The 23,545-nt window shown below is 53.7% G+C and carries 25 protein-coding genes; 11 read left to right on the plus strand and 14 right to left on the minus strand.

The genetic code is table 11. The features are described 5' to 3' along the window. The first annotated feature begins 67 nt into the window (after nucleotides 1-67). Nucleotides 68-949 carry a lysophospholipid acyltransferase family protein gene (locus Q4551_RS01015; protein ID WP_303431254.1) on the plus strand — a complete coding sequence of 294 codons (882 nt, stop codon included), beginning with the start codon at nucleotides 68-70 and terminating at the stop codon, nucleotides 947-949. A gap of 26 nt (nucleotides 950-975) precedes the next feature. Here the strand turns inward: Q4551_RS01015 and Q4551_RS01020 are convergent, their stop codons facing one another. Genes Q4551_RS01020 through def form a run of 5 tightly spaced genes read right to left on the minus strand, consistent with a single transcriptional unit; the run spans nucleotide 976 to nucleotide 6,702 of the window. Beyond that, the gene (locus Q4551_RS01020) at nucleotides 976-2,424 is read right to left on the minus strand and encodes a TrkH family potassium uptake protein (protein ID WP_303431255.1); all 1,449 of its coding nucleotides are present in this window, start codon (nucleotides 2,422-2,424) and stop codon (nucleotides 976-978) included. A gap of 30 nt (nucleotides 2,425-2,454) precedes the next feature. Next, the gene (trkA, locus tag Q4551_RS01025; protein ID WP_303431256.1) at nucleotides 2,455-3,828 is read right to left on the minus strand and encodes a Trk system potassium transporter TrkA; all 1,374 of its coding nucleotides are present in this window, start codon (nucleotides 3,826-3,828) and stop codon (nucleotides 2,455-2,457) included. Between the two features lie 2 nt (nucleotides 3,829-3,830). Further along, complete coding sequence (gene rsmB, locus Q4551_RS01030; RefSeq protein WP_303431257.1) at nucleotides 3,831-5,207, minus strand: 16S rRNA (cytosine(967)-C(5))-methyltransferase RsmB; 1,377 nt, start codon at nucleotides 5,205-5,207, stop codon at nucleotides 3,831-3,833. Continuing rightward, the gene (fmt, locus tag Q4551_RS01035; RefSeq protein ID WP_303431258.1) at nucleotides 5,204-6,181 is read right to left on the minus strand and encodes a methionyl-tRNA formyltransferase; all 978 of its coding nucleotides are present in this window, start codon (nucleotides 6,179-6,181) and stop codon (nucleotides 5,204-5,206) included. Before fmt ends, rsmB begins: the two co-directional genes overlap by 4 nt. Beyond that, a complete protein-coding gene (gene def, locus Q4551_RS01040) occupies nucleotides 6,181-6,702 on the minus strand; it encodes a peptide deformylase (RefSeq protein ID WP_303431259.1) in 522 nt (173 codons plus the stop codon). The genes fmt and def overlap by 1 nt, the downstream gene beginning before the upstream one ends. Before the next feature lie 159 nt (nucleotides 6,703-6,861). Between def and Q4551_RS01045 the strand changes: the two genes are divergently transcribed. The 8 genes from Q4551_RS01045 (at nucleotide 6,862) to aroE (ending at nucleotide 13,155) form a co-directional block, all read left to right on the plus strand. Then, nucleotides 6,862-7,920: a LysM peptidoglycan-binding domain-containing protein gene (locus Q4551_RS01045; RefSeq protein WP_303431260.1), complete on the plus strand. Its 1,059-nt coding sequence runs from the start codon at nucleotides 6,862-6,864 to the stop codon at nucleotides 7,918-7,920. Between the two features lie 65 nt (nucleotides 7,921-7,985). Then, complete coding sequence (gene dprA, locus Q4551_RS01050) at nucleotides 7,986-9,095, plus strand: DNA-processing protein DprA (protein ID WP_303431262.1); 1,110 nt, start codon at nucleotides 7,986-7,988, stop codon at nucleotides 9,093-9,095. Nucleotides 9,096-9,144: 49 nt separating this feature from the next. After that, the gene (locus Q4551_RS01055) at nucleotides 9,145-9,594 is read left to right on the plus strand and encodes a hypothetical protein (RefSeq protein ID WP_303431263.1); all 450 of its coding nucleotides are present in this window, start codon (nucleotides 9,145-9,147) and stop codon (nucleotides 9,592-9,594) included. A 105-nt stretch (nucleotides 9,595-9,699) separates the two neighbouring features. After that, nucleotides 9,700-10,011 (plus strand): transcriptional regulator, encoded by a 312-nt coding sequence (locus tag Q4551_RS01060; protein ID WP_303431264.1) that lies wholly within the window; start codon nucleotides 9,700-9,702, stop codon nucleotides 10,009-10,011. Beyond that, nucleotides 10,004-10,291, plus strand: a complete 288-nt coding sequence (locus Q4551_RS01065) for a DNA-binding transcriptional regulator (RefSeq protein ID WP_303431265.1) — start codon at nucleotides 10,004-10,006, stop codon at nucleotides 10,289-10,291. Before Q4551_RS01060 ends, Q4551_RS01065 begins: the two co-directional genes overlap by 8 nt. A gap of 456 nt (nucleotides 10,292-10,747) precedes the next feature. Next, on the plus strand, nucleotides 10,748-11,305 hold the full coding sequence (locus tag Q4551_RS01070) for an L-threonylcarbamoyladenylate synthase (RefSeq protein ID WP_303431267.1): 558 nt from the start codon (nucleotides 10,748-10,750) through the stop codon (nucleotides 11,303-11,305). 29 nt (nucleotides 11,306-11,334) lie between these two features. After that, on the plus strand, nucleotides 11,335-12,285 hold the full coding sequence (hemF, locus tag Q4551_RS01075) for an oxygen-dependent coproporphyrinogen oxidase (protein WP_303431268.1): 951 nt from the start codon (nucleotides 11,335-11,337) through the stop codon (nucleotides 12,283-12,285). A gap of 45 nt (nucleotides 12,286-12,330) precedes the next feature. After that, the gene (gene aroE, locus Q4551_RS01080; RefSeq protein WP_303431269.1) at nucleotides 12,331-13,155 is read left to right on the plus strand and encodes a shikimate dehydrogenase; all 825 of its coding nucleotides are present in this window, start codon (nucleotides 12,331-12,333) and stop codon (nucleotides 13,153-13,155) included. Between the two features lie 73 nt (nucleotides 13,156-13,228). Here aroE and Q4551_RS01085 read toward each other — a convergent pair whose 3' ends face one another. The 5 genes from Q4551_RS01085 to Q4551_RS01105 form a co-directional block, all read right to left on the minus strand. Beyond that, nucleotides 13,229-14,005, minus strand: a complete 777-nt coding sequence (locus Q4551_RS01085) for an HIRAN domain-containing protein (protein ID WP_303431270.1) — start codon at nucleotides 14,003-14,005, stop codon at nucleotides 13,229-13,231. 1 nt (nucleotide 14,006) lies between these two features. Beyond that, on the minus strand, nucleotides 14,007-14,999 hold the full coding sequence (locus Q4551_RS01090) for a hypothetical protein (protein ID WP_303431271.1): 993 nt from the start codon (nucleotides 14,997-14,999) through the stop codon (nucleotides 14,007-14,009). A gap of 220 nt (nucleotides 15,000-15,219) precedes the next feature. Then, the gene (locus Q4551_RS01095; protein ID WP_303431272.1) at nucleotides 15,220-16,983 is read right to left on the minus strand and encodes a choice-of-anchor I family protein; all 1,764 of its coding nucleotides are present in this window, start codon (nucleotides 16,981-16,983) and stop codon (nucleotides 15,220-15,222) included. Nucleotides 16,984-17,294: 311 nt separating this feature from the next. Next, complete coding sequence (locus Q4551_RS01100; protein WP_303431273.1) at nucleotides 17,295-18,017, minus strand: YebC/PmpR family DNA-binding transcriptional regulator; 723 nt, start codon at nucleotides 18,015-18,017, stop codon at nucleotides 17,295-17,297. Nucleotides 18,018-18,219: 202 nt separating this feature from the next. Further along, nucleotides 18,220-18,927: a tRNA-uridine aminocarboxypropyltransferase gene (locus tag Q4551_RS01105; protein ID WP_303431275.1), complete on the minus strand. Its 708-nt coding sequence runs from the start codon at nucleotides 18,925-18,927 to the stop codon at nucleotides 18,220-18,222. Between the two features lie 415 nt (nucleotides 18,928-19,342). Here Q4551_RS01105 and Q4551_RS01110 point away from each other — a divergent pair, with 415 nt between their 5' ends. Continuing rightward, nucleotides 19,343-19,621, plus strand: coding sequence for a hypothetical protein (locus Q4551_RS01110; RefSeq protein WP_303431276.1), 279 nt, complete (start codon nucleotides 19,343-19,345; stop codon nucleotides 19,619-19,621). A gap of 78 nt (nucleotides 19,622-19,699) precedes the next feature. After that, nucleotides 19,700-20,488 carry an HNH endonuclease gene (locus Q4551_RS01115; RefSeq protein ID WP_303431277.1) on the plus strand — a complete coding sequence of 263 codons (789 nt, stop codon included), beginning with the start codon at nucleotides 19,700-19,702 and terminating at the stop codon, nucleotides 20,486-20,488. A 367-nt stretch (nucleotides 20,489-20,855) separates the two neighbouring features. On the opposite strand, the gene Q4551_RS01120 is transcribed toward Q4551_RS01115, so the two are convergent. From Q4551_RS01120 to Q4551_RS01135, 4 genes are all read right to left on the minus strand, one after another. Beyond that, nucleotides 20,856-21,746 carry an IS110 family transposase gene (locus Q4551_RS01120; RefSeq protein WP_303431278.1) on the minus strand — a complete coding sequence of 297 codons (891 nt, stop codon included), beginning with the start codon at nucleotides 21,744-21,746 and terminating at the stop codon, nucleotides 20,856-20,858. A 3-nt stretch (nucleotides 21,747-21,749) separates the two neighbouring features. Next, entirely contained in the window at nucleotides 21,750-21,875 is a 126-nt protein-coding gene (locus Q4551_RS01125) for a hypothetical protein (protein ID WP_303431279.1), read from the minus strand. 456 nt (nucleotides 21,876-22,331) lie between these two features. Then, nucleotides 22,332-22,844 carry a hypothetical protein gene (locus Q4551_RS01130; protein WP_303431280.1) on the minus strand — a complete coding sequence of 171 codons (513 nt, stop codon included), beginning with the start codon at nucleotides 22,842-22,844 and terminating at the stop codon, nucleotides 22,332-22,334. A 2-nt stretch (nucleotides 22,845-22,846) separates the two neighbouring features. After that, the gene (locus tag Q4551_RS01135; protein WP_303431281.1) at nucleotides 22,847-23,545 is read right to left on the minus strand and encodes a DUF3800 domain-containing protein; all 699 of its coding nucleotides are present in this window, start codon (nucleotides 23,543-23,545) and stop codon (nucleotides 22,847-22,849) included.

A 23,545-nucleotide genomic window follows, 5' to 3' on the forward strand; every position in this document is an offset into this window, starting at 1 on the left:
CAGGTCGTACACTGCGCTTTTCAAGTCAGAACAGTGAGAAGCGGTGAAACAGATTACCGGATATTGGATGATTGGCCTTGTTCGCTTGCTGGGACTGCTGCCCTTGGGGCTGACCCAGCGTATTGGACGTGGCCTGGGCTGGCTGCTGTGGTTACGCCGCACCCGGTCACGGGAAGTGGCGCGGGTGAACCTGGCGTTGACGGCGCCGGATATGGACACCGCAGAGCGCGATCAATTACTGAAAAAAACCTTGCTGCACAACGGCATGACCGGTGCAGAGATGGGTGTTTTCTGGGGCAAGAATACGATCGATGTACTGAGCCTGATACGACGGGTGCATAACGCCAAACTGTTGGATGATGCCTTGGCCGACAGCCGGGGTGTCTTGATTCTGGCCCCTCATATTGGCAACTGGGAGCAGCTGAATACCTACCTCAGTAACCGCTGCCAGATCACCATCATGTTCAAGCCGGCAAAGAATCCGCAGTTTGATAGCTGGATGCGACAGCGTCGCCAGAACACCGGTGCGACACTGGTGCCGACCACGGCCGGAGGCGTACGGGCGCTGTTCAAAACGCTGCAGCAAGGGAGCGTGGCGGGCTTTTTGCCGGATCAGGAACCTGAGCGTCGCAGTGGCGTGATCGTCCCTTTTATGGGCGTTCCAACACTGACGCCGCGCATGCCCCACGAGCTGTTACAGCGGACCGGGGCACGGGCGTTAATGGCGTTTGCCTTGCGTCGCCCTGATGCCGAGGGGTTTGATGTGCACTTTCTGGAACCGGATGCCGATATCTACAGCAAGGATGCCGACGTTGCCTGCACCGCACTGAACCGCAGTGTCGAGCAAGTGGTCGCCATGGCACCGGAGCAATACCAGTGGACGTACAAACGCTTCAAGCGTCAGCCCGATGGCACCCCTAGCCCGTATAAAGCAGCCGGGGTACCCTGAGACAAGCGCCCGTGTTGCGGGCGCACTCAGCCGCGCCAGAACGATGGGCTGATCAGCACCAGCAAGGTAAAAATTTCCAGCCGCCCCAGCAGCATGGTGAGAGCGCAAATCCACTTGGCAGCATCACTGATATCACCGTAGTGAGTGGCCACTTCTCCAAGGCCCGGACCGAGGTTGTTGAGGCAGGCACCGACGGCGGAAAAGGCCGTTACGTGGTCGAGCCCGGTGGCCAGTAGCAGCAGCATCATCACCATGTAGGTGAGAACATACAGGGCAAAAAATCCCCACACGGCTTCCAGTACCCGTTCGGATACCGGCTGACGGCCGATTTTCACAGGAATCACGGCATTGGGGTGCACCAGCCGATTAATCTCACGATTTCCCTGTTTGAAAATCAGCAGCACCCGAATCACCTTCATACCGCCGCCGGTTGAACCGGCACAGCCCCCGATAAAGGCCATCATAAACAGCAATACGGGCAGGAAAATCGGCCAGGCAGAAAAGTCAGCGGTACTGAACCCCGTCGTGGTGGCCACGGTAACGGTTTCAAAAATACCGTAACGTACTGCCTCGGGCAGCTCGTAGGTGTTGGTCAGCCACAAGGCCGGAATGGTCAGGGCGATGCCTCCGGCCATCACGGCAAAGAAGAACTTGAGCTCGGAGTCGCGAATAAAATGCGACAGGGAGTGGTAGCGCCAGGCGTAAAAGTGCAGCGCAAAATTGAGTGATGAAGTCAGCATGAAAAAGACCGCAATCATCTCAATGGTGGCGCTGTCGAAGTAACCCATAGAGGCATCGTGGGTTGAAAATCCGCCAATCGCCACGGTGGAAAAACTGTGGCTGACGGCATCAAACGGCGTCATCCCCGCCAGCCAATAACCCAGCGCACAGGCAATGGTCAGGCTCAGATAAATATACCAGAGCGCCTTGGCGGTCTCGGTAATACGGGGTGTCAGTTTGGAGTCTTTCAGCGGCCCGGGTGTTTCGGCCCGGAACAGCTGCATGCCACCAATGCCCAGCATCGGCAGTACCGCAACGGCAAGCACAATAATCCCCATACCGCCGAGCCATTGCAGCTGCTGGCGATACCAGAGAATACTCTCGGGCAGCTGGTCGAGGCCGGTCATAATGGTCGCCCCGGTAGTGGTCCAGCCAGACAGCGATTCAAAAAAGGCGTCGGTAAAACTCAGCCCCGGGTTGTCCGACAGCATAAAGGGAAACGACCCCGACAACGCCAGCACAATCCAGAACAGCACGGTGATCACAAAACCGTCCCGGGTGCGCAGGTCGTGATGTTCATGGCGCACCGGCAGCCAGCATAAAAAGCCGAGGCCAAAGGTAATCGCCAGCGCACTGACAAACGCAGGCAGGGCATCATCGTTAAACCACAAAGAGACCAGAATAGGGGGCAGCATGGTCAAGCTGAACAACATCAGGAAGATACCCAATACCCGTGCAATCACGGAGATATGCATAATCCGGTTCGCCTTACGTCTGTATTTGTATTAGAAGAAACCAAGCCCAACCTGGAACAGCCGTTCCACATCAGCAATATGACGTTTATCCATCACAAACAGGATGACGTGATCATCCGATTCCACCACCACTTCCGAGGTCGCCATGATGACCTCTTCACCGCGAACGATGGCACCAATGGTCGTGCCGGGTGGCAGCTGGATTTCACGGATGGCCTTGCCGACCACCTTGGAAGAGTGGCTGTCACCATGGGCGATGGCCTCAATGGCTTCTGCGGCACCACGTCGCAACGAGTGCACATTCACTACGTCGCCGCGGCGTACGTGGGTGAGCAGGCTGCCAATGGTGGCCTGCTGGGGGGAGATGGCAACATCGATGGAGCCACCCTGCACCAGGTCGACATAGGCGGCCTTGTTGATCAGCGTCATGACCTTGCGGGCGCCGGAGCGTTTGGCCAATAACGACGACATGATATTGACCTCGTCATCGTTGGTCAGGGCGCAGAACACATCGGTATTCTCGATATTTTCTTCTTCCAGCAGCGCCTTGTCGGTGGCGGTGCCCAGCAGTACCACGGCGTGATTGAGGTTCTCGCTGAGGAAGCGGGCGCGGTCGCGGTTACGCTCCATGATCTTGATGTGATAGGTGGCTTCCAGCTCTTTGGCGAGGCGATAACCAATATTACCGCCCCCGGCAATGATAATGCGTTTGTAAGAGTCTTCGGTGCGGCGTAACTCGGACATCACCTTTTTGATGTGCGCGTTGGCAGCAACAAAAAACACCTCGTCATCGGCTTCGATAATGGTGTCACCCGTTGGCTCTATCGCCTTGCCGCGACGGAAGACCGCTGCCACCCGGGTGTCGACATCGGGCAAGTGGCTCTTTAATTGCTGGATTGCCTGACCCACCAGCGGGCCGCCGTAATAGGCGGTAACAGCCACCAGCTGCACGCGTTTGTCGGCAAAATCGAGCACTTGCAGCGCACCGGGATACTCCAGCAAGCGGCGTACGTAGTTGGTAACTACTTGCTCAGGGGAGATCAGTACATCGATCGGGAAGGCATCGACCCGGAACAAATCCGGTTGCTTCAGGTAGGCATTGGAGCGAATCCGGCTGATTTTGGTTGGCGTCCGGAATAACGAATAAGCCACCTGACAGGCCACCATATTGGTTTCATCCGAATTGGTGACGGCCACCAGCATATCGGCGTCATCGGCTCCGGCTTCGCGCAAGACATGAGGGTAAGAGCCATGACCGGAGACCGTCTTGATATCGATACGGTCCTGCAGCTCTCGCAGCCGTACCTGATCGGTATCCACCACCGTAATGTCATTGTGTTCGACGGCCAGGTTTTCAGCCAGGGTGCCGCCGACCTGGCCAGCGCCGAGAATAATAATTTTCATGGCTACACGGAGTCCCCATGGTCAGTGGCAGATGAAGTGGCAATGTCTTTGCGTAACAAGGCCATATAAAAGCCGTCGGTACTGTCGGCCGCAGGGAACAGCTGACGCCCGGCATTACAGGCGCTTCCCCACGGCTTGTCCAGTGACAAAAGCGTGACGTCAGAGTGACCAGCGGCAGTGGTGCGCTGGACAAAGGTTTCGATTTGCTGGCTGTTTTCCTGCGGCAATACCGAGCAGGTGGCATACAACAAGCGGCCACCGGGCTTGAGCATCGCCCAGCAGGCATCCAGCAAGAGTGCCTGAATTTCGGCCAACCGGGCGATATCTTCACGCCGCCGCAACAGCTTGATATCCGGGTGACGGCGGATAACGCCGGTGGCAGAGCAGGGAGCATCGAGCAAAATGGCATCAAACAACTGGCCATCCCACCATTGATCGGTCTCGGCAACATCAGCGCTGTGCAGCGTGGCTGACAGCTGTAGGCGGGCGAGGTTTTCTTCCACCCGGGCCATTCGGCCGGGTTCGAGGTCGACCGCCGTCAGATCGATATCGGCCAGCTCCAGCAAATGGCAGCTTTTGCCACCGGGAGCGGCGCACGCATCAAGAATCCGTTCCCCTGCCCGGGGCGCGAGCAAGTCAGCGGTCAGCTGAGCGGCTTCGTCCTGGACACTGACCGCACCTTCCATAAACCCGGGCAGCGTGGTGACATCGCAGCGCTCATTGAGGTAAATACCCTGGGGCGCAAACGGCGCCGGACGGGCTTCGATTCCGAGTGCTTGCAGCTGCTGCAAATATGCATCACGCTCACCCTGACGGCGATTGACCCGCAAGCACAACGGCGGCAGCTGATTATTGTTGTGCAGTATCTCGGGCCATTGCTCCGGCCAGGCTTTGGTCAGCATCTTGACCAGCCATTTGGGGTGGCTGGTGGCGGTGACCGGGTTGTCCGCCAGTTGGGCCGCCAGAGCGGTTTGCTCGCGCTGATAACGGCGCAAGCAGGCATTGATTACCCCTCGGGCCTGACCATGGCCCAGCTCATCGCAGGCCTCTACCGTCGCGTGTACGGCGGCATGGGCGGCCTTGTGCTGGATTTCGAGCTGGTAGAGACCCACAATCAGCAAACAGTGCAGCACTTCCTGCTCGTCGTTGAACGCATTGCTGAGCAAGATCTTGGCAATGGCATTGAGGCGGAAATAATAACGACAACTGCCCAGCAGCAAGTCGCGCAGGAACCCTCGGTCGACGTCTTCCACCTGGCCCTCCAGCGCCGGCATCAGCGTATTCAGTGACTGGCCGCCCTCGACCAGATACAAACCAATGGCGGCGAGGGCGCGCGGGTCATGGGTGGATGTCGACAATAGCGGATGTGTTCGGCTCAAAGGGAGGATGCCAGTACGTAGTGGGGTTGAAACAGATGTGGTTGACCATTGATCAGATCGGCCACGTTCATGGGTTTTTTACCGGCCAGCTGCACCCGAGTCAGGCGTAACAGGCCGCTGCCGCAGGCGATATCCAGCCCCTGGCTGCCGACGGCAACAATTGTTCCCGGTGTCAGGCTCTCCTGTATGGCACTCGGTGCGGCACTATCGGATGTCTCCAGTGCCTCTGCCGCCAGTACCCGGACACGATCCTGGTTTAACAGGGTGTAGGCCATCGGAAAGGGATTAAAGGCCCGTATGCGTAACGCCAGCTCAGTGGCGGGCTGCTGCCAGTCGATCAGGGCTTCTTGCTTGGTCAGCTTGTGGGCGTAGTTGGCCAGGGCATCGTCTTGCGCTTCAGGCGTCAGCGTACCGGCTTCTACCTGTTGCAGAGTGGCGAGCAAGGCCGGTGGCCCGAGTTCGGCCAGTCGATCGTGCAGGCTGCCACCGGTGTCATCGGGCAGAATAGCTGTGCTGACGATATTGAGCATGGCGCCGGTATCCAGACCGACGTCCATCTGCATGATGGTAATACCGGTGAGCGTGTCGCCCGCTTCAATACAACGCTGGATCGGTGCCGCGCCGCGCCAGCGAGGCAACAGCGAGGCATGCACATTGAGGCAACCGTAACGGGGAGTGTCCAGCACGACCTCTGGCAGAATCAGGCCATAGGCGACCACAACCATCAGATCGGCATTCAGGCTGGCGAGTTGCTCGACGCTGTCTGGCGTCTTGAAATTCAGCGGCTGGAATACCGGTATCTCGTGTTGCAGCGCCAACTGCTTGACCGGGCTGGGTTGCGGTTTTTTACCCCGTCCCGCTGGCCGGTCCGGTTGGCTATAAACCCCGACGATATCGTGTTCGCTTGCGAGCAACCCCTGCAAGTGGCTGGCGGCAAAGTCTGGTGTACCGGCAAAAACAATACGCAGGGCCATCAGCGTTTCCCCTGACGGGCTTCCGCCTTGTGTTTTTTCTCCAGCTTGTCCTTGATCCGATTACGCTTCAGCAAGGAAAGGTAATCGACCATCAGCTTGCCTTCGAGGTGATCGACTTCATGCTGGATGCAAACCGCCAACAGGCCGGTGCATTCCAGTTCGAACGGCTGGCCGTCCTTGTCGAGGGCTTTCACCAGACAGTGCTCGATGCGGGTCACGTCTTCATAAAAGCCGGGCACCGACAAACAGCCTTCCTGCATGGTTTCCAGCTCACCTTCGAGGACCTGGATCTCAGGATTGATAAACACCAGCGGTTCGGTCTTGTCTTCGCTCACATCAATCGTAATGATGCGTTCATGGACGTTGACCTGTGTCGCCGCCAGACCAATACCCGGGGCGTCATACATGGTGTCAAACATATCGTTGAGGATCGTGCGGATACGATCGTCAACCTGTGTGACCGGCGCGGCAACAGTGCGCAAACGCGGGTCGGGATACTCAAGTATTTCCAGAATGGCCATAGATCAACTGTGCTTATAGAACTTGGGGGTAGTGGCTTGTTAAACTTGCCCGGCTTGCAATTGCCGAGCGCGGGCTGGTGTTAACCTGTCCAGCTTAGCCTGCCACCACCCCGGTGAATACGATTAACGTTAGTATCGGAATGATAAAGGGAATAGAGGATGAGCAAAACCATCAAGCGCCTGCTGTTTGCCGCGCTGATTTGTATAACCGCGAATGTCTCGGCGTTGCAGTTGTTACCAGACGCCCCTCGTGAGTACGTGGTTGTTAAGGGCGATACCCTGTGGGATATCTCTGCCCGCTATACCAATGACCCTTGGATGTGGCCGGAAATCTGGTACCAGAATTCGCAAATCAGCAATCCACACCTGATTTTTCCTGGCGATGTGATTGGCCTGATGACAATCAACGGCGAAACCCGAGTGGGCATTGTCAGCCGTGGTGATGCCAGCCGCACCGTCAAACTCAGCCCGGGAACGGTTAAATTGCAGCCAACGGCGCGGATCGAATCAATTGAGTCGGCGATTCCGGCGATTCCGGTTGGTGCCATCCGGGGTTTCCTGCGTGAACACCGGGTAGTCGACGGTGATACTCTGACCAATGCACCACGCATTCTGTCAGGGGTGGATGACCACCTGCTGATGGGAGCCGGCAGCCGGGTGTATGCCCGCGGTGATTTCAAACTCCACAGCGCCGATGCCTTTGGCATCTTCCGTCAGGGTCAGTTGTATACCGACCCGGAAACCGAAGAGATTCTGGGTCTGGAAGCGATTGATATCGGCCTTGCCCGCGTCATTGCCCGTAATGGCGAGATTGGCACAGTAGAACTGGATCGTACCAACCAGCAAGTCGCTGTAGGTGACGTCTTGTTGCCCACCGAAGACCGCGAACTGATCACCCAGTATTTCCCCAAAAGCCCTAACGGCAAGGTCGCTGGTCAGATCCTGGCGGTTTCGGACGGCGTTTCCCAGGTCGGACAGTATGATGTTGTGGTCTTGAACCGGGGCGAACGGGATTACCTGGAACCCGGCGATGTGCTGATATTGAAAAAAGCCGGTGCGGTGGTGTTTGACCGGGCTGCCGACGAAAAAGTCGTGCTGCCAGAAGAGCGCGCAGGCAGCATGATGGTCTTCCGTACCTTCGAAAAACTGTCCTATGCCTTGATCATGCGGGCAACACGGCCATTAAAAGTTGGCGATAAATTCACCAGCCCTGAATAACAGCGCTGCAGGCCAGACCGTCAGACAGGCGTGTTAACGAACAGAAAACAGTAGGAGCCATGCTCATGGATGAGCGGTTAGCAGCCTGGTGGCGTCTGCGCCAGGTACGTGGGGTGGGCGTTACCACTCTCTATCAACTGCGCGAACAGCTGGGCAGCCTCGATGCGCTGCTTGCCTGCACCTCTGATGAGTTGTTGGCACTGGGGCTGCAACCGGCCGCGGTACAGCAATATCAGCAACAACCCCTCACCGATGTATTTTATGCCTTACTGGATTGGCAAGCAGAGCCGGGCCAGGGCGTACTGACCTGCGACGATTCCCGCTACCCAACAGCCCTGGCAAGCCTCAGTGATGCCCCATTGTGGCTTTATTGGCGCGGTAATCCGGCGCTGCTGCAACAACCGCTGGTGGCCATGGTCGGCAGTCGTAATCCCACCCCTTATGCCCGTGACTGGGCCAGACAGTGTGCTGCTGACCTGGCCCGGGCCGGTGTGTGCGTCGTGAGTGGTATGGCACTGGGCATTGACGCGGCGGCGCATCAGGGGGCGCTGGATAGTGGAGGCAGCACGGTAGCGGTGCTGGGTTGTGGTGCCGATGTGGTTTATCCCAAACGTCATCGGCAACTGTACAACCGAATACGCCAGCAAGGCCTGGTCTTGTCGGAGTTGCCAGTGGGTACCCAGCCCCAGGCATCCTTCTTTCCTGGCCGTAATCGGATCGTGAGTGGCTTGTGTCAGGCGGTTGTCGTGGTTGAAGCCGCGATCAAAAGCGGTTCGCTGATTACCGCCCGGCTGGCGGCCCAGCAAGGGCGGGAAGTCATGGCCTTGCCCGGTGCAGTCACCAACCCACTGGCCGCCGGTTGTCATCAGCTGATTCGTGATGGTGCACTGCTGGTGCGGGATGCCGAAGACATTCTGCAAGAGCTGGCGTTATTTGACCTGACGGCACCGTCAGCCCCGGTATCTGCATCGTCAACAGCCACAGCGACTCCGACCACAGCCAGCCCGGCGGCCCCCGCATTGGTAACGGAACTGGATTTTGCCTCGACCACCAGCCTTGATGTACTGGCCATTCGTACTGGCGAATCGGTCTCCTCGTTGATGGCGAATCTGCTGGAGCTGGAACTCGAAGGCTGGCTGGTACAGGAGCCGGGCGGCTATCGGCGTTTGCGCTGAGGGCTGGCCTGATTGGAGTCTAAGATACAGAGGGTTACCAAGGATTAATATGAAGAGGTCACATCACGAAATACTAAAGCATATATTTGATAATGATGATGTAGGGATAAAAGAGCTATCCTCAATAATGGTTCGAAAACACAATGATCATCGTGATTTTTATGCATTAGCTGCCTTGATCGATGCTGGTTACATCGGTTTTACAGGTCCGATTTTTAACAAAGAAGATGGAGCTCTGGATACTTATCAGCAGGTAAGATTGTTCCAGGCTTACTCCCAAGGTGACGAAAATCAAACCTATAAAGAAATAATGATTTTAGGTGAAAATGAAGATTCTTATTTATACGTGGCGGCGAAAGCTATTGAGTACTTTCATACAAGAGATGAATTAAGGAAGGGGTGGATTTTGACGGCAGTTTTGGCTTTTATATCTGCGGTTATTTCTGGGGTAATTATTAGTCGATTAACGGTTACAGCTATAGAAGTTATAGCGAAATAAACATAACAAATTTACCACTGTGCGGCAAATTTCCTGCAGTCAAAGGCAGTTACACTGCTTAATCACCCTCTTGCAAAATACGGCAATGCCGTATAGTGTGGTGCTATGATATTTATCGAAACCAGTGTTTTCACGAAACTTCTCTCAGATTACCTTTCAGATGAAGATTATCGTGCATTGCAGACTTACCTCATACAAAAGCCCGATGTTGGCGATATCGTCAAGGGTTCCGGTGGTGTTAGGAAGGTTCGCTGGGCTCCCGCTGGAAAGGGAAAAAGCGGTGGTGTTAGAGTTATCTACTATTGGAAGAGGCCTGATCATGAGATTTGGATGCTTACGATTTATAGTAAATCGGAGCGACCTACAATTCCTGGTCATGTTTTGAAACAAATTGCAGAGGCAATAGATCATGAGTAAGCGAGATATTGGTGCTGAGATTCTGGGTGGCATTAGAGAAATTCAGCAGTACAAGAAAGGTACGGTTCAATTAAAAACCACAGAGCTTTCGGAGCCTTCGCCACCGCAAGTGATCCGCTCAAAGCTCAAAATGTCTCAATCAGCATTTGCGGGGTTGCTGGGCGTTAGCATGCGTACGCTCCAAGATTGGGAGCAGGGCCGCCGCGAACCGCAAGGCCCGGCTGTGGCTCTTCTACGTATTGCAGAACAACACCCGGAAGTCTTTACTCAGCTGGACTAAACGTGTAACGAGCGTAGGCTGTCGGATAAATTTTCCGCTGCGTTCCAAATTTACCGCAGAGCACGGCGTTAGTTTGCCCACTGGATATAGTCAGTCGATGGGGAATTGTTGCTTCTGATGTAGAACTCGCATTACGCGAATTATTGAGGCTTCAACCTCGTAGGAAACGATCATTGAAATGTCGGGGATAATGAGCAGCCGTCCAGTGCGGTGTTGACAAATTTGAAAAGGACTCGTCATTTCGCTGCATTCGTCGCCTTGTCCTGAACAACGGCAATACTCGCGCAGAGCCGTGCAGGATTAAATATATGTCCCCCACACCGACGAAAGCGCAAGGATACCCAACAGCCAAACAATCTGCTCTCAATCAGCCAGCCAGCACGTTGCGCTGGCGGATGCTTGTCGAGCTTCCGGTGATGGGGTAGGGTTCGGCCAATTATCTTGCAGGAAAGCACCTTGTCTTTTTACCTTAATGCCTGGCATTTGCAGCAGGCGTGCCGTGCCGTGAACAGCGGTGGCGTGATTGCCTATCCGACCGAAGCCGTCTGGGGGCTGGGTTGTCACCCTGCGGATGAACGTGCGATCGAGCGGATACTGGCGTTAAAACAGCGGCCGTGGCAAAAAGGTCTGGTGGTGGTGGCTGCCTCGTTATCACAGCTGGATGACTGGCTCTTGCCGTTGAGCAGCAGTGATGAAGCTCAGGTGCGTGCCAGCTGGCCAGGGCCGGTGTCCTGGGTGTTGCCTTGCCGGGATGACGTCAGTCCGTTGTTACGGGGCGAGCATGCATCGCTGGCTGTGCGTATTGCCGATCATCCACTGGTGTCGGCCTTGTGCCAACAGGTCGGGCCACTGGTCTCGACCTCTGCCAATCCGGCCGGAGCCGAGCCTGCCCGCACGGCGCTGAAGGTGCGGCAGTATTTTGCCGACGATCTGGATTATTTACTGCCTGGTGTACTGGGCGGCCGTCGTCAACCTTCCGAAATTCGAACTCTGGACGGCACGCGCTTGCGCTGATGCCCGTCGACCCTCAGGAGCCTCTTTTAATGACCGATCATAGCCACTGCGACGTCGACGCAGTCAAAGCTTTTTTACTCGATTTACAGGATCGTATCTGCGCTGCACTGGAGCAGCAGGATGGCCAGGCCCGCTTCAGTGAAGACACCTGGGAGAGGGACGAAGCCGAGGGCAGCCTGCAGTTGCTTGGTGGTGGCCGTACCCGTGTGATTGCCAATGGGGCGGTGATTGAAAAAGGTGGGGTGAATTTCTCCCATGTGCGTGGGCAAACCTTGCCCGCATCGGCGACGGCCAACCGGCCGGAGTTGGCTGGACGCAGTTTTCAGGCATTGGGCGTCTCGCTGGTGATACACCCGGAAAACCCCTATGTGCCGACATCACACGCCAATGTACGGCTGTTTGTGGCCGAAAAACCCGGCGAAGCGCCGGTGTGGTGGTTTGGTGGTGGTCTGGATCTGACGCCGTTTTATCCATACGAAGAGGATGTGGTGCACTGGCACCAGACCGCCAAGGACGCCTGTGCCCCCTTTGGTGATGAAGTCTTCCCGAGATACAAACAGTGGTGTGACGAGTACTTTTTCCTCAAGCACCGCAACGAAACCCGAGGCGTTGGTGGCCTGTTTTTTGATGACCTCAACGAATGGGATGGCGAGCGTAATTTCGACAAAAGCTTTGCCTTTATGCAGGCGGTGGGTAATGCCTATATTGATGCCTATGTCCCGATTGTGGCGCGTCGCAAAGACCAGCCCTGGGGTGAGCGTGAGCGCAAGTTCCAGTGTTATCGCCGTGGCCGCTATGTCGAGTTTAATCTGGTGTTTGATCGTGGAACGATTTTTGGTTTGCAAACCGGTGGCCGTACTGAATCCATTCTGATGTCCTTGCCGCCGGTGGTGCACTGGGATTACGACTGGCAGCCAGAACCGGGATCGGCCGAAGCGCGTTTATACACCGACTTTTTGCCTCATAAAGACTGGGTCTGAGCACCGGGTTGACACACCATCGCCAGGATACGCAGGAGTTTCTGTATGACCGATCGTTACGCCGTTGTGGGCAATCCCATTGGGCACAGCAAGTCACCGCTGATACACACCGAGTTTGCGGCGCAAACCGGCGAAGACATTCTCTACACCGCGCTGTTATTCCCGCGCGATGGTTTTGAGCGCGACGCCCAGCTGTTTTTTGAACATGGTGGCGGTTGTGGCATGAATATCACCGTACCGTTCAAGGAAGAGGCCTATCAGCTCGCCGATGCCTATACCGACCGGGCCCGGCGAGCCGGTGCCGTCAACACCCTGAAAAAACAGCCGGATGGCTCGTTGCTGGGAGATAACACCGACGGTGCCGGACTGGTGCTGGATCTGAAACGACACCAGGTGCCATTGGCTGGGCAACGTATCTTGTTGTTGGGAGCCGGTGGTGCCGTTAAAGGTGTGCTGCAGCCCCTGCTGGAAGAACACCCGGCAGAGCTGGTGATCGCCAACCGCACGGTGAGTAAGGCGGAGCAACTGGCGGCAGATTTCAGTGATCTGGGCAACATCTGCGCCAGCGGTTTTGCTGGGTTGAGTGGGCCATTTGATCTGATTATCAACGGCACCTCTGCCAGCCTGGGAGGCGACTTGCCACCGCTGGCCGATGAGCTGGTAGCACATCACACCATCACCTACGACATGATGTACGGAGATCAGGCCACGGTATTCAACGCCTGGGCCGGTGCCCTCGGGGCAGCACAGACGATCGACGGTTTAGGGATGCTGGTCGGGCAGGCCGCAGAAGCGTTTTACGTCTGGCGTGGCAAGCGCCCGGATGTGGCTCCGGTGTTGTCGATGTTGCGGAACGACCGCCGTCGCTAGCGGCATGGTTCTTCTTCAGCGTGGATTCTGCTACTCAAGAGAGTACTGGCATAGCTGGTACACAGACGTTTTTTTATGTCTTTGTATTGGCCATCTCATGCTGACCACCAGAAGTGCTTGCGCACATCAATGCAGGTTTTTGCAGAGGGCTTTGTGCAATTTGGGTGAGTACATAAATCAGAGGTCGCTCCAGGCTGCCGTTGATACGAAAAACTTCTCCGGATATGTTTGCTCCTTGAGAAAGCATGCGATGGAACATATCAAGATGCCCTCTGGGGACATAGCCAAGTTTGTGGCCTGCGTGCTCAATGAGTATTGCATCGTTGTCCACTGAATTATCTGGCTCGATCACAAAGCGGATTGAATCACCCGCTTTTAATGTTTCTGCTTTAACTTCTGTCTCGTGCCGAAAACCGGCAATTTCAATCAGTATTTCAAATACTTCCGGAGGTTCGTCAAAAGGATGAACCAGCTCAAAACCATCATCTGGCAATTTGGCACCGCTATAACCGAGTAAAGCAAAATCACTTAGTTGTGCACCTTCCGGAATGGCTCGAAGGGCCATGTAGCGAGTAAAATCACGCCGACTACGTGGTGGCAGACGCCGGGTAAATGCCTCCATTACCTGATGTTCATGCCTTTCTTGTTGTAGCGGAAAAGCAGGATGACCCTGAAACCCCATTTGTTTGGCTTGTGTCATGTCGTGTTCAGCACTGTACTGCAACACTACCTTTTCACCTTGTTTTACTATTTGGCCCACACGAAATCGCGAGCGTTGTTGGCTCGCGCGCGCCTGCCAGTACAGCAGTAATCGTTGTGGCTCAACCAAGTGTTCGATGAAACGGTTCATGTCAGTTCTCCAGTGCCTGTAGCAGGCCATCTCTCCTTGTCAGGGTCAGCAAGGTAATAAAATCAGCCCGTTGCTGAGTCAATGGATGTGGCATATCAAAAAGAGTCATATCATGCAACGGCTGTCTGATTTCATCTTCGCACAGCCCTGTCAGGCGCTCTATCAGTATTGGTTTGATTCTGGGGAAATACTCACAATAGCGGACAACACCTTCGGTTAATGATAGGCGCTGGGTATCCTCGGAGTGCCAACGCATTTGGTGTCGGCCTCTGCGAATGTAACAGTCTAGCTGATGATGGTCGCGCATCATGTTCTGCATTTTGTCCCGCTGCAACTCGTGCCCGAGACTGGTGCCGTTATCAAAATAAGGAGCAAACCGTACAGGGGGATCTGTTTCTGACCAAATCAATCCCCAATTCTCTTGATGACGATCGGTATTGCCGATCAAGGCATCAAAACACAGGCACAATCCCCAATAATATTGCCAGTCGGATGCGAGGTATTTCTTGCGCTCCAATACCTTGCTCAGTTTGATTATAGTCGTCAGGTTGTGCTGTCGGCCCTTTTCCCGGTCATAGCCAGGAATAAGGCGCTGCATATATTCCCCGCCGGCAAAGAAGCGTTCTTCAGGGGAGTTGGGATAACCCAGAAACCACTCATTTAGCGTTCCTGGCTCGTTACGGGTTGAATCGATCGCTACAAACACAGGGGGAAGCCTGAGTTTCATCAGGCGCCCGATACGAAAAGCGATCACTTCGGCCCAGTACTGATCTGGATAACGTGATTGTTCCGGATTTCTGGCACTTTTGATGGATTCTTTAAACAGGTAGCGATGACCAGGAAGACAGAAATCAAATGGAGCTTTCATCGGGCACACGCGCAATGATTTCTCGCGCGCCCCAACGGGAAAGACTTCGTAGTCCTGATGGATATTCCAGTTTGCAATATCGATGATCTGATCAGGCTTCTGATAAACCTCTTGCCGATCAATCATGGCGTTGTTACTCCATTAAAAGACAAAATTCCTAACTGGTGTAATACGGCATACGATCGACAGACGATCTCTGTATGGCAAAGAAATAGTATCCATGAATCGAGGCTCTAACAACTTGTCGGTTTGCCCAGCAGATAGCCAGGGGGGACTACAGACGGTTATGGGAGACAGGCATAAAAAAACCGGCTATTCAGCCGGTTTTTTTCGAGCGTGGTGCGACTTACTTGAATTCGTACACGGTAGTAGTACCGGACACTTCGTTACCCACAATAACCAGGGCGTTACCGCTTGGGCTGTTGTCGGCAGAGACAAAGGCCAGACCTTCTGGAGCCAGATCGCCAGCTGCGCCAGCGGCCAGGTTGCCATCGTCGATTTCGTCGATATCAACAGAGAAGTCACGGTTCAGTTCGTAGGTTACAAACTGTGGTGCGAACGGGTTGCTGACGTTAAACACCATGATGCCACCCTGACGTTCGAGACCAATAAACGCGTAGGTTTCGCCGTTCACTTCACCCAGAGTCAGGCCTTCTGGCTCTGGCCCTTTGTTGTCGGAACGGTTGTCGATCTTGTTGTTGTCGTTGGAGGCGTTGAAGTAATAAGGCGTGGTATCGGCAACGGTTTGCTCGAACTGATCGCCAGAATCAAACACCAGGTCGCCTTCTGCATTCCAGATAGAGAACGAGCGCGCGCCGTAGACGTAGATTTCATCGATATCGCCGTCGTTGTCGGTATCGCCATCAACACCAGATACGGTCAGGCCACCCAGGCCAGCGTCGCCGTCTTGCAGTACGGCAATCTGGTCGGAAGTGAAGGCTGTGGTATCCAGGTTCAGGTCTTCCAGATCGGATTCTTCAGCAAAGCCATCGTAGTCCCGAGCATCACCTTCGTTGGCGGTAACGATATAGGTGTTGCCGTTAAACGAGTAAGAAGCGATGGAGTCCGGCATGTACATACCAAGCAGTGGTTGCTGTTCGATATTGGCAACCTCGTCTTCCTTGTTGGCATCCAGGCCGTTGCCTTGAACACTGTGGTCCTTGAAGCCCAGCGCTACTACGTCTGTTACCGTAGCGGTGGCGATGTCGACGATTGCCATGGCGTTGTTTTCTTGCAGCGATACAAAGGCCGTGCTGTTGTCGGCAGACACTGCAATATATTCTGGCTCCAGATCCTGGGCGACGGTGGCACCAGGGCCAAAGATACGGACGTCGTCATCAATCGGGGTGGCGCCATCAGTATTGAACGCAGAGAAGCCCGCGGTGCTGACGGTTGGTACGCCGTTGACGAGGCGGATGATGGAGACTGAACCCTCTGGGTCAACGGTGTAATCATCGTTGGGCTCGCCTTCGTTGGCGACCAGTACGGTGTTACCGTCGGGTGAGAAGGTGATCATATCTGGCAAGGCACCCACTTCAACAGAAGCAAGGAACGTCAGCGAGTCGCTGTTGTAGAAGTAAGCACGACCGTTGTCCTGTTTGGTATCTGCTTCGACGGCGAGGGCCAGAATGCCATTACTGACGGCAACGCTGTTAACACCACCGACTTCGAAGCCGGCTACACCGGCGTCTTCGGCAGAAATAGTGCCCAGCAGCGTTGGGGCGGATGGATCATTCAGGTCGAGCACGTCAACCGCGGCATTCCCTGAGTTGATCACAAACAGTTTGTTGGTGGTGCTGTCGAAGGCAACGATTTCAGCACCGCCATCGTCATAAATACCCGACTCATAACGGCCGACCTGAACCAGCTGACCACTGAAGCCATCAACACCATCGGTACCGTCAACACCATCGGTGCCGTCAACGCCATCGGTGCCATCAACACCATCGGTGCCGTCAACGCCATCGGTGCCATCAACACCATTGGTGCCGTCAACGCCATTAGTACCGTCAACACCATTGGTGCCGTCATCGCCATCAGAGCCACACGCAGCCAGCAGTGATGCCATTGCTACAGCCAGTGCCGTCTTCTTCATCATCTCAAGAGTCATTGCGATATCCTTTGTAAGCCAATGTTTTTTAAGGTCATATATGGTGCGTTAGCGTATGACTGTTTAATGACAGTGCTTTGACTCGGGTATGACAGTTGGATGACACTCAAATGGCAGAATGCTGACGCCATAAAGAGTTGCAGAGAGGCTAGGGAGCGGGTGTTGGAGTGGGTGTTACTGATCCATTAAAGAATCAATACAAGCGAGAAGTGGATCAGAACCGGGCAAGAAAACGGTAGCCGGTGTGGTGCGGCCAACAGCGGAACAACCGCCAGAGCTGGCGGCTGTTCAAGACCTGCAATCGCTGGGAATCAGCTTTCAAATTCACCGTTATGGTAGATTTCCTGCACATCTTCCAGATCGTTCATCAGATTGGCAAAACGCTCAAAGTGCTCGACATCGTCGGCGGCAATCGGGTGCGGCATCTGCGGCAGATAGGTGATTTCTTCCATTTCGAAATCAATATCCGGGCGCCAGCTGGTCAGAGCGGTTTTGGTTTTGAAAAACTCAGTAGGTGGCACCAGCACCGTTACCATGCCGTCTTCGCAGTCGATATCCGAGACATCGATATCCGCTTCCATCAGCATCTCCAGCGCGTCATCTTCGCTGTCATCGGCAAATACAAACATGGCGCGATGATCGAACATGTGTGAGACCGAGCCCTGGCTGCCCAGTTTGGCCTTGCATTTGGAGAACACACCGCGGATTTCACCGAAAGTACGGTTGGGGTTATCGGTCAGGGCGCTGATCAACACCATGGCCCCACCCGGAGCAATGCCTTCGTACAACGCGGGCTGGAAATCTTCGCCCGTGCCACCGTTGGCTTTGTCGATGGCCTTCTCGATCACGTGGGTCGGTACCTGGTCTTTCTTGGCCCGATCGATCAGGGAACGCAACGACAGGTTTGCCGATGGGTCGGTACCGCCCGCCTTGGCGGCTACATAAATTTCACGGCCATACTTGGAGTAGACCTTGGTTTTTGCCGCGGCCGTTTTGGCCATGGATTCTTTCCGGTTTTGATACGCTCTGCCCATGGGAATCAGTCTTTTCTTGGGTGAATAAGTCAAAAAACGCCCGAATTGTACCCATTGCAGCGGAAGCTGTCTTGTCGATCCGGCCGCAGGCCATGGATTTCCACCGCAAAGCCGACGTCTGTCAGTCGTTGCTGAATTATTCTGAGCGCCAGAAAACAGCCTTCTGACCGCTGATTAAATCCGCGGCTGGCCACATTACCGCTCAGTGACTGGGCTTGCCGGCCAGATAACGTTCACGGAACAGGTTGAAATATACCGCCAGACGAGCGCTGGCAACCGGTGCCTGCAACTGCTGCAGGATCTCGATCGTCACCTCAGCAGTACCCAATTGATAATCGTGCGCCGCTTCCCGTAACTGATAGTTGCCCGGAGCCTGTGGCTGAATACCCAACACCGGTAGATTAGCCAGACAGGGGCTACGGAACATCTTGCGCGCTTCCCGCCAGCTGCCATCCAGCAATACCAGCAGCGGTTTGCGCCGGGACTCCGCGGTCTGTGTACGGTATTGCTGCAACGCCGCGGGAGTATCGAGGCGACGGTGACTGTCGGCGTACTGGAACGGAAACACCAGTACAGGGGCATAAGCCGGATTGGTCAGCAACGCCAGCAAGGCCGGATCCGGCTCGGTGCGATTCCACAGAAAAGCGTGATTATCGCTTAATACATCCGCCACCAGACGGCCGCTGTTACTGGGTTTGTAGACCTCACCCTTATAAAAAATCAGACAAACGGCCGCTTCATCCGACGGCGCTGGCCGTTCTGAACACAAACACAAGGGCACCGACAGCAAACAATGCGGACAACGAACCATCCGCCCGCCACGGGCAATAAATGCCCGCCGGGACTGCGCCAACTCGCGCTGACGCAGACGAGTAACCGCATTTTCGAGCACAGGAGGAACATCAGACATGATCAGTACACGGGGAGAAAAGGGAGCGCATAGTGAGGCAAAGTGACCGCAGCGGCAAATTGTGGTTGCCTTATCGGGTAGAAGCGGGCCAGACCGCCGTCAGAAAACCGGGACAGAACAACGATTAAACAGCAGCGGTTAAACAGCGGTGTTGGGTGGTTGAACAACGATACCGGGGGATAGGGGATAGGGGATAGGTTCGGAGTATGAACCGGTATTGAACAGGCACAGAGCGGTTAAACAATAGCCCCGAGAGACAGAATAACGACAAAAACCACCACTACTCCCGATTTTATGACCAAACCAGGACACTCCAGCAAATACCTGCACCCAAATGGATGACAGCCAAGTACACTCCACCCTGGTACATCCACACCAGATTCAGGCACATCGCAGCAAACCAGCGGAGATCAGCATGCGCACCATCACCACCCAGGAATTTTTTGAAGAATATCGCCCCATACGTAACCCCCATAACGAACAGGCCGGACTGGATGGCTGCCTGATGGGACGTAGCGGACTGGAGTACGCCCGAGTGCTCGAAATCATGCAAGAGTCCCCCGAAAACGTTTGGACCTATGCCGATAGCGGCAGTGAAACACCGGTATTAAGCAGCGGCTTTACCTCCCTTAAAAGCCTGGGCTACGTGATTACCCGCGAGCCAGCGGACGTCTTTATCGAGGTTGTGGGGTAGCTTTTATCATCACGTGTTTGCTCCAGTGAGTTGCAGTGTTAGCCTGGATGTTTAGATCGATATTGAAAGGATTTTACTGTGGCTGCTAATTACTGGACTCGCGAACAACTACTGGTCGCCCTTTTTCTTTACTGCCGGATACCTTTTGGAAAAATTCATCGGCGTAATCCAGACATTATTTGCTACGCCCAGCTGATTGGGCGAACTCCCAGTGCACTTGCGATTAAGCTATTGAATCTTGCTAGCCTCGATCCCGTTATTAGAAATTCAGGCCGCACAGGTATGACGAACGTATCGAAAGCTGACAGAGCTATGTGGCAAGAGATGCACACCGATTGGGAGCAATTTGCACGCAGCTCACGCCAAGCAATCGAACAGTTGGATCAGAGCCAAGAAATAGTCAACGCCCTGAATCTAGAAATCGAGGAAGCCTGCGAAATACAAGGTGAGCCGGTGAGCTACACCGGTCACGACCGTATGATCACTACAACGGCCAGAGTCGGGCAGTCGCTGTTTCGCCAAGCAGTATTGAGCGCTTACCAAAACCGCTGTTGTATCAGTGGTTTATCGCACCCCAAGTTTTTGATTGCTAGCCATATTGTGCCGTGGCGTGAAGATCCTAAGCAGCGGTTAAATCCGCATAATGGGTTGTGCTTGTCTGTGTTACACGATCGGGCATTTGATCAAGGGTTATTAACCATTGCGGATGATCTGACGGTGATCATTTCGAGTCGATTAAAACAAAAACCAGATGCTTTTACCCAAGCAACATTGCTGGCATATGACGGTAAGCCGCTTGAGTTACCAGGGAAATTTCAGCCGGATATTCAGTTTTTGAAATACCATCAAGAAGACGTGTTTCATTGATATATCTTAGCTGTAGCCGTCGATAATGATCACAAGTAGTAAGAAGGAAAATAGATTAGCTAGCAGGGGACATATATAGACGCTTCCCCAATATCAAGGATGACTTGGCCCTGACACCTGCCATGTGCCCTTGATTTATTTCCCGTTAACCATCACTTGTTCGTTGCGATGACAGTGGCAGTTCTGACATATATTCGGCTTCTGTTCGGGATCAGCTCCCGCAGCCCTGATGAAATCCGAACCCTGGCACCTTTAACATCTACATCTATTCGATCTGGCCACGCCGATCGTGTCCCGCTCAGGCTCTAACAGGGACGGATTGCCCCGTTACATCATCAAACAACTACTACTCGATGGGTTCTTGCTTTCAAGCTGGATTAAAGACCGTTTGACGTCTCAAAACGCTCCAAATAATCCGCGCCAGTTTATGCGCAATGGCGACAACGCCCTTGTGCAATCCGCGACGCTGGACGATGTCTACCATCCAGCGCGCCAGATTTGTGTCTTCGTTTCGCTTGGCCCAGCGCAGTGTGTGACGTGCAGCCTGCACCAGTAATTTTCTCAAGTAGGCATCACCACGCTTGGTAATCCCTGACATAACCGATTTATGACCACTGGCCTTTTGTCTCGGCGTTAACCCCGTCCACGCCGCAAAATCCCGGCTGTTATGAAAGACCTCCGCATTGCCCACCGTACTCTTGATGGCCGTCGCGATATGAGCCCCGATTCCAGGGATAGAGATCAGGTTCTGGCATTGCTGATCCTGTTCGCCATAACGCTTTAATTCTTCGTTAATGTGATCAATCCGACGCGATAACAGGTCATATTCAGTCAATGTCCAATTCAACTCCGACTGCATCATGCCAGACAGCTCACCTTGTTCCAGAACCTCGCGCAACCCTTTAAGTACAGCATTGATTCCGACGGGGAAGATATAACCATAGTCCGTCAACAAACCGCGCATCTGATTGCAAAGCGCAGTGCGATCCTTGACCAGCCGTTCTCGCATTCGATGCAGGCTCTGCACATCCTGTTGACCCAATGACTTGATCGGTACAAACCGGATATTGGGTCTCATGGATGCTTCATAAATGGCCAGAGCATCGTTCTGATCGTTCTTGTTGCCCCGCACAAATGGCGTGACATGCTGGGCCGGAATCAACCGTACCTGATGGCCTTGTTGCTGAAATAACCTGGCCCAGTAATGCGAGGAATAACAGGCCTCCATGACGACTCTGGAGGGTGTTTGCTCCAGCATGAATTACCTGAATTTCTCCCGGCTGAGGCGTAACTGCTTCGATACCTTGTTGTGCCTGTGCCCGGAGACGATGCAGATCTGAAAAACAGACTTTGCAAGGTCGATGGCGATGGTACTAATATCATTCATGTGGACGCTCCTCATATTGACGTTTTGCTGGTAACAAAACCTTAGCGCATTTGACGCTGGATCATATGGGAAGCGTCCATCTCATCATCTATTGAATCCGGTGCTCACTCTGGGCTACCGGATGGTTTCGAATCACGAAGCCGACTTGCAGGCCTGACGGGTCAAGTCAAAAGTCGGCGACACCGAGTCGAGATCATCCGGCAGCCCTCGCGCAGAGCCGTGCAGGATTAAATAGATATCCCCAGTAGGCTCATCTGTCACGAGGGTATTATGTTTATAGATTAGGTGGGGAGAGATGGCCAGCAACAAAATGTTTGTGCAACGAGAATTAATGCAATACAGCTTGATGTTTCTGTCCATGAGCACCATAATTAATACAAGTTCTTCGGAACTGGTTGAACCTTTACCTAGCGTTTTGGTTTGTGGCTGCGCCTCAGTCGCCGATAAGACTGGGGCTTATCTCCCCTTTTTCGTTTCCACTAAAAAGCTCTTTCTCTTAATCCGGTCAAGATAGGCTTGGTCTGCTGGAAATGCTGTGACAAACCAATGTGGATCACCGACTTTCCTTGGGTCATTAAATACAACCACGTACTTTTCTTCAACAACGACCAGTGTTCTACGCTTTGCTATTTTACCGCGATCGGTTTGACGAGATTGACTGTAGCGCTGAACAGTTCCCGCAGATAGAGCTAGCACTTCTTTAATCCACATTATTCGTCTGGCGCGCTTTTTAGAAAAACCACCATCGTGAATACCTGCACTGGTTCGGTAATTAGTAGACTCAGTAAAGGCATGATCAAAAGCCCTCGCACCAAACTTGTAGGTTACACCGCACCAATCGGTAAACACTCTAGAATTATCATTTTCATCATGCACATAAGTTTCCAAATAGACTTGACGGTATTTCTCAATCAGCTCTTCTTCGGTATCGGCTTTTAGCCGCAGTTGCGGCCACAAACTTTCTGACACAGCTATCGTCCCTGCCAATTGAAGATGTTAAAGTTTCGCTCGCCTTTGGTTGTGGTGTAACGCAGGCTATCTTTCCCTAACGACTTCGCAAGCTCATCGACAAACCCTGATTTGAATACACTAGCATTAGGTCGATTCTGCATTTCGTTCCAACTATAGCCTACAGCCCCCATCAATAAATCAGCGAGTTGTATTAAAGGCTGATTATGGGACTCTACCGGCTCTAAACAGGCAAGCTTGGCACGGCCAGATAATTTATGAACCAAAATCTGACGTAGCTCCTCAAAGCGCGTGCTGCAAGAATTCTGCTGCCAATCTAGGTAGATATGATAAGTATCACCCGGTTGAAGCCAGTGAACCAGCAATTGGTAGTACAACTTGTAAAAGCCAAGCTCTTTATCTCCATCGTTCCACTGTTCGTGATTGAGCTGCCTGCGATCAACAACAATACATCGAAATGAAAGTGAGTTTTCTTCAGAAAACAACTGAATAAGACTTCGATAAAAGTCAGCCTTGTTAGGCGATAATTTTTTCCAACCAAATTCAGTCTTAATGCCGTACTTACTCATCAGACCATGCAAGCGCCCAACAATGCGGTGTTTTTCGTCACGAGGGCATTGCAGCGCACCAATAACAATATAGTGTTGAGACGGGTCTGAAGTATGGCGACTTTCGTCGCAATAGACGTTATAAATCGTCAT

It is taken from the genome of Oceanobacter sp. 5_MG-2023 (genome assembly GCF_030548165.1).
Lineage (GTDB): Bacteria > Pseudomonadota > Gammaproteobacteria > Pseudomonadales > Oceanobacteraceae > Oceanobacter.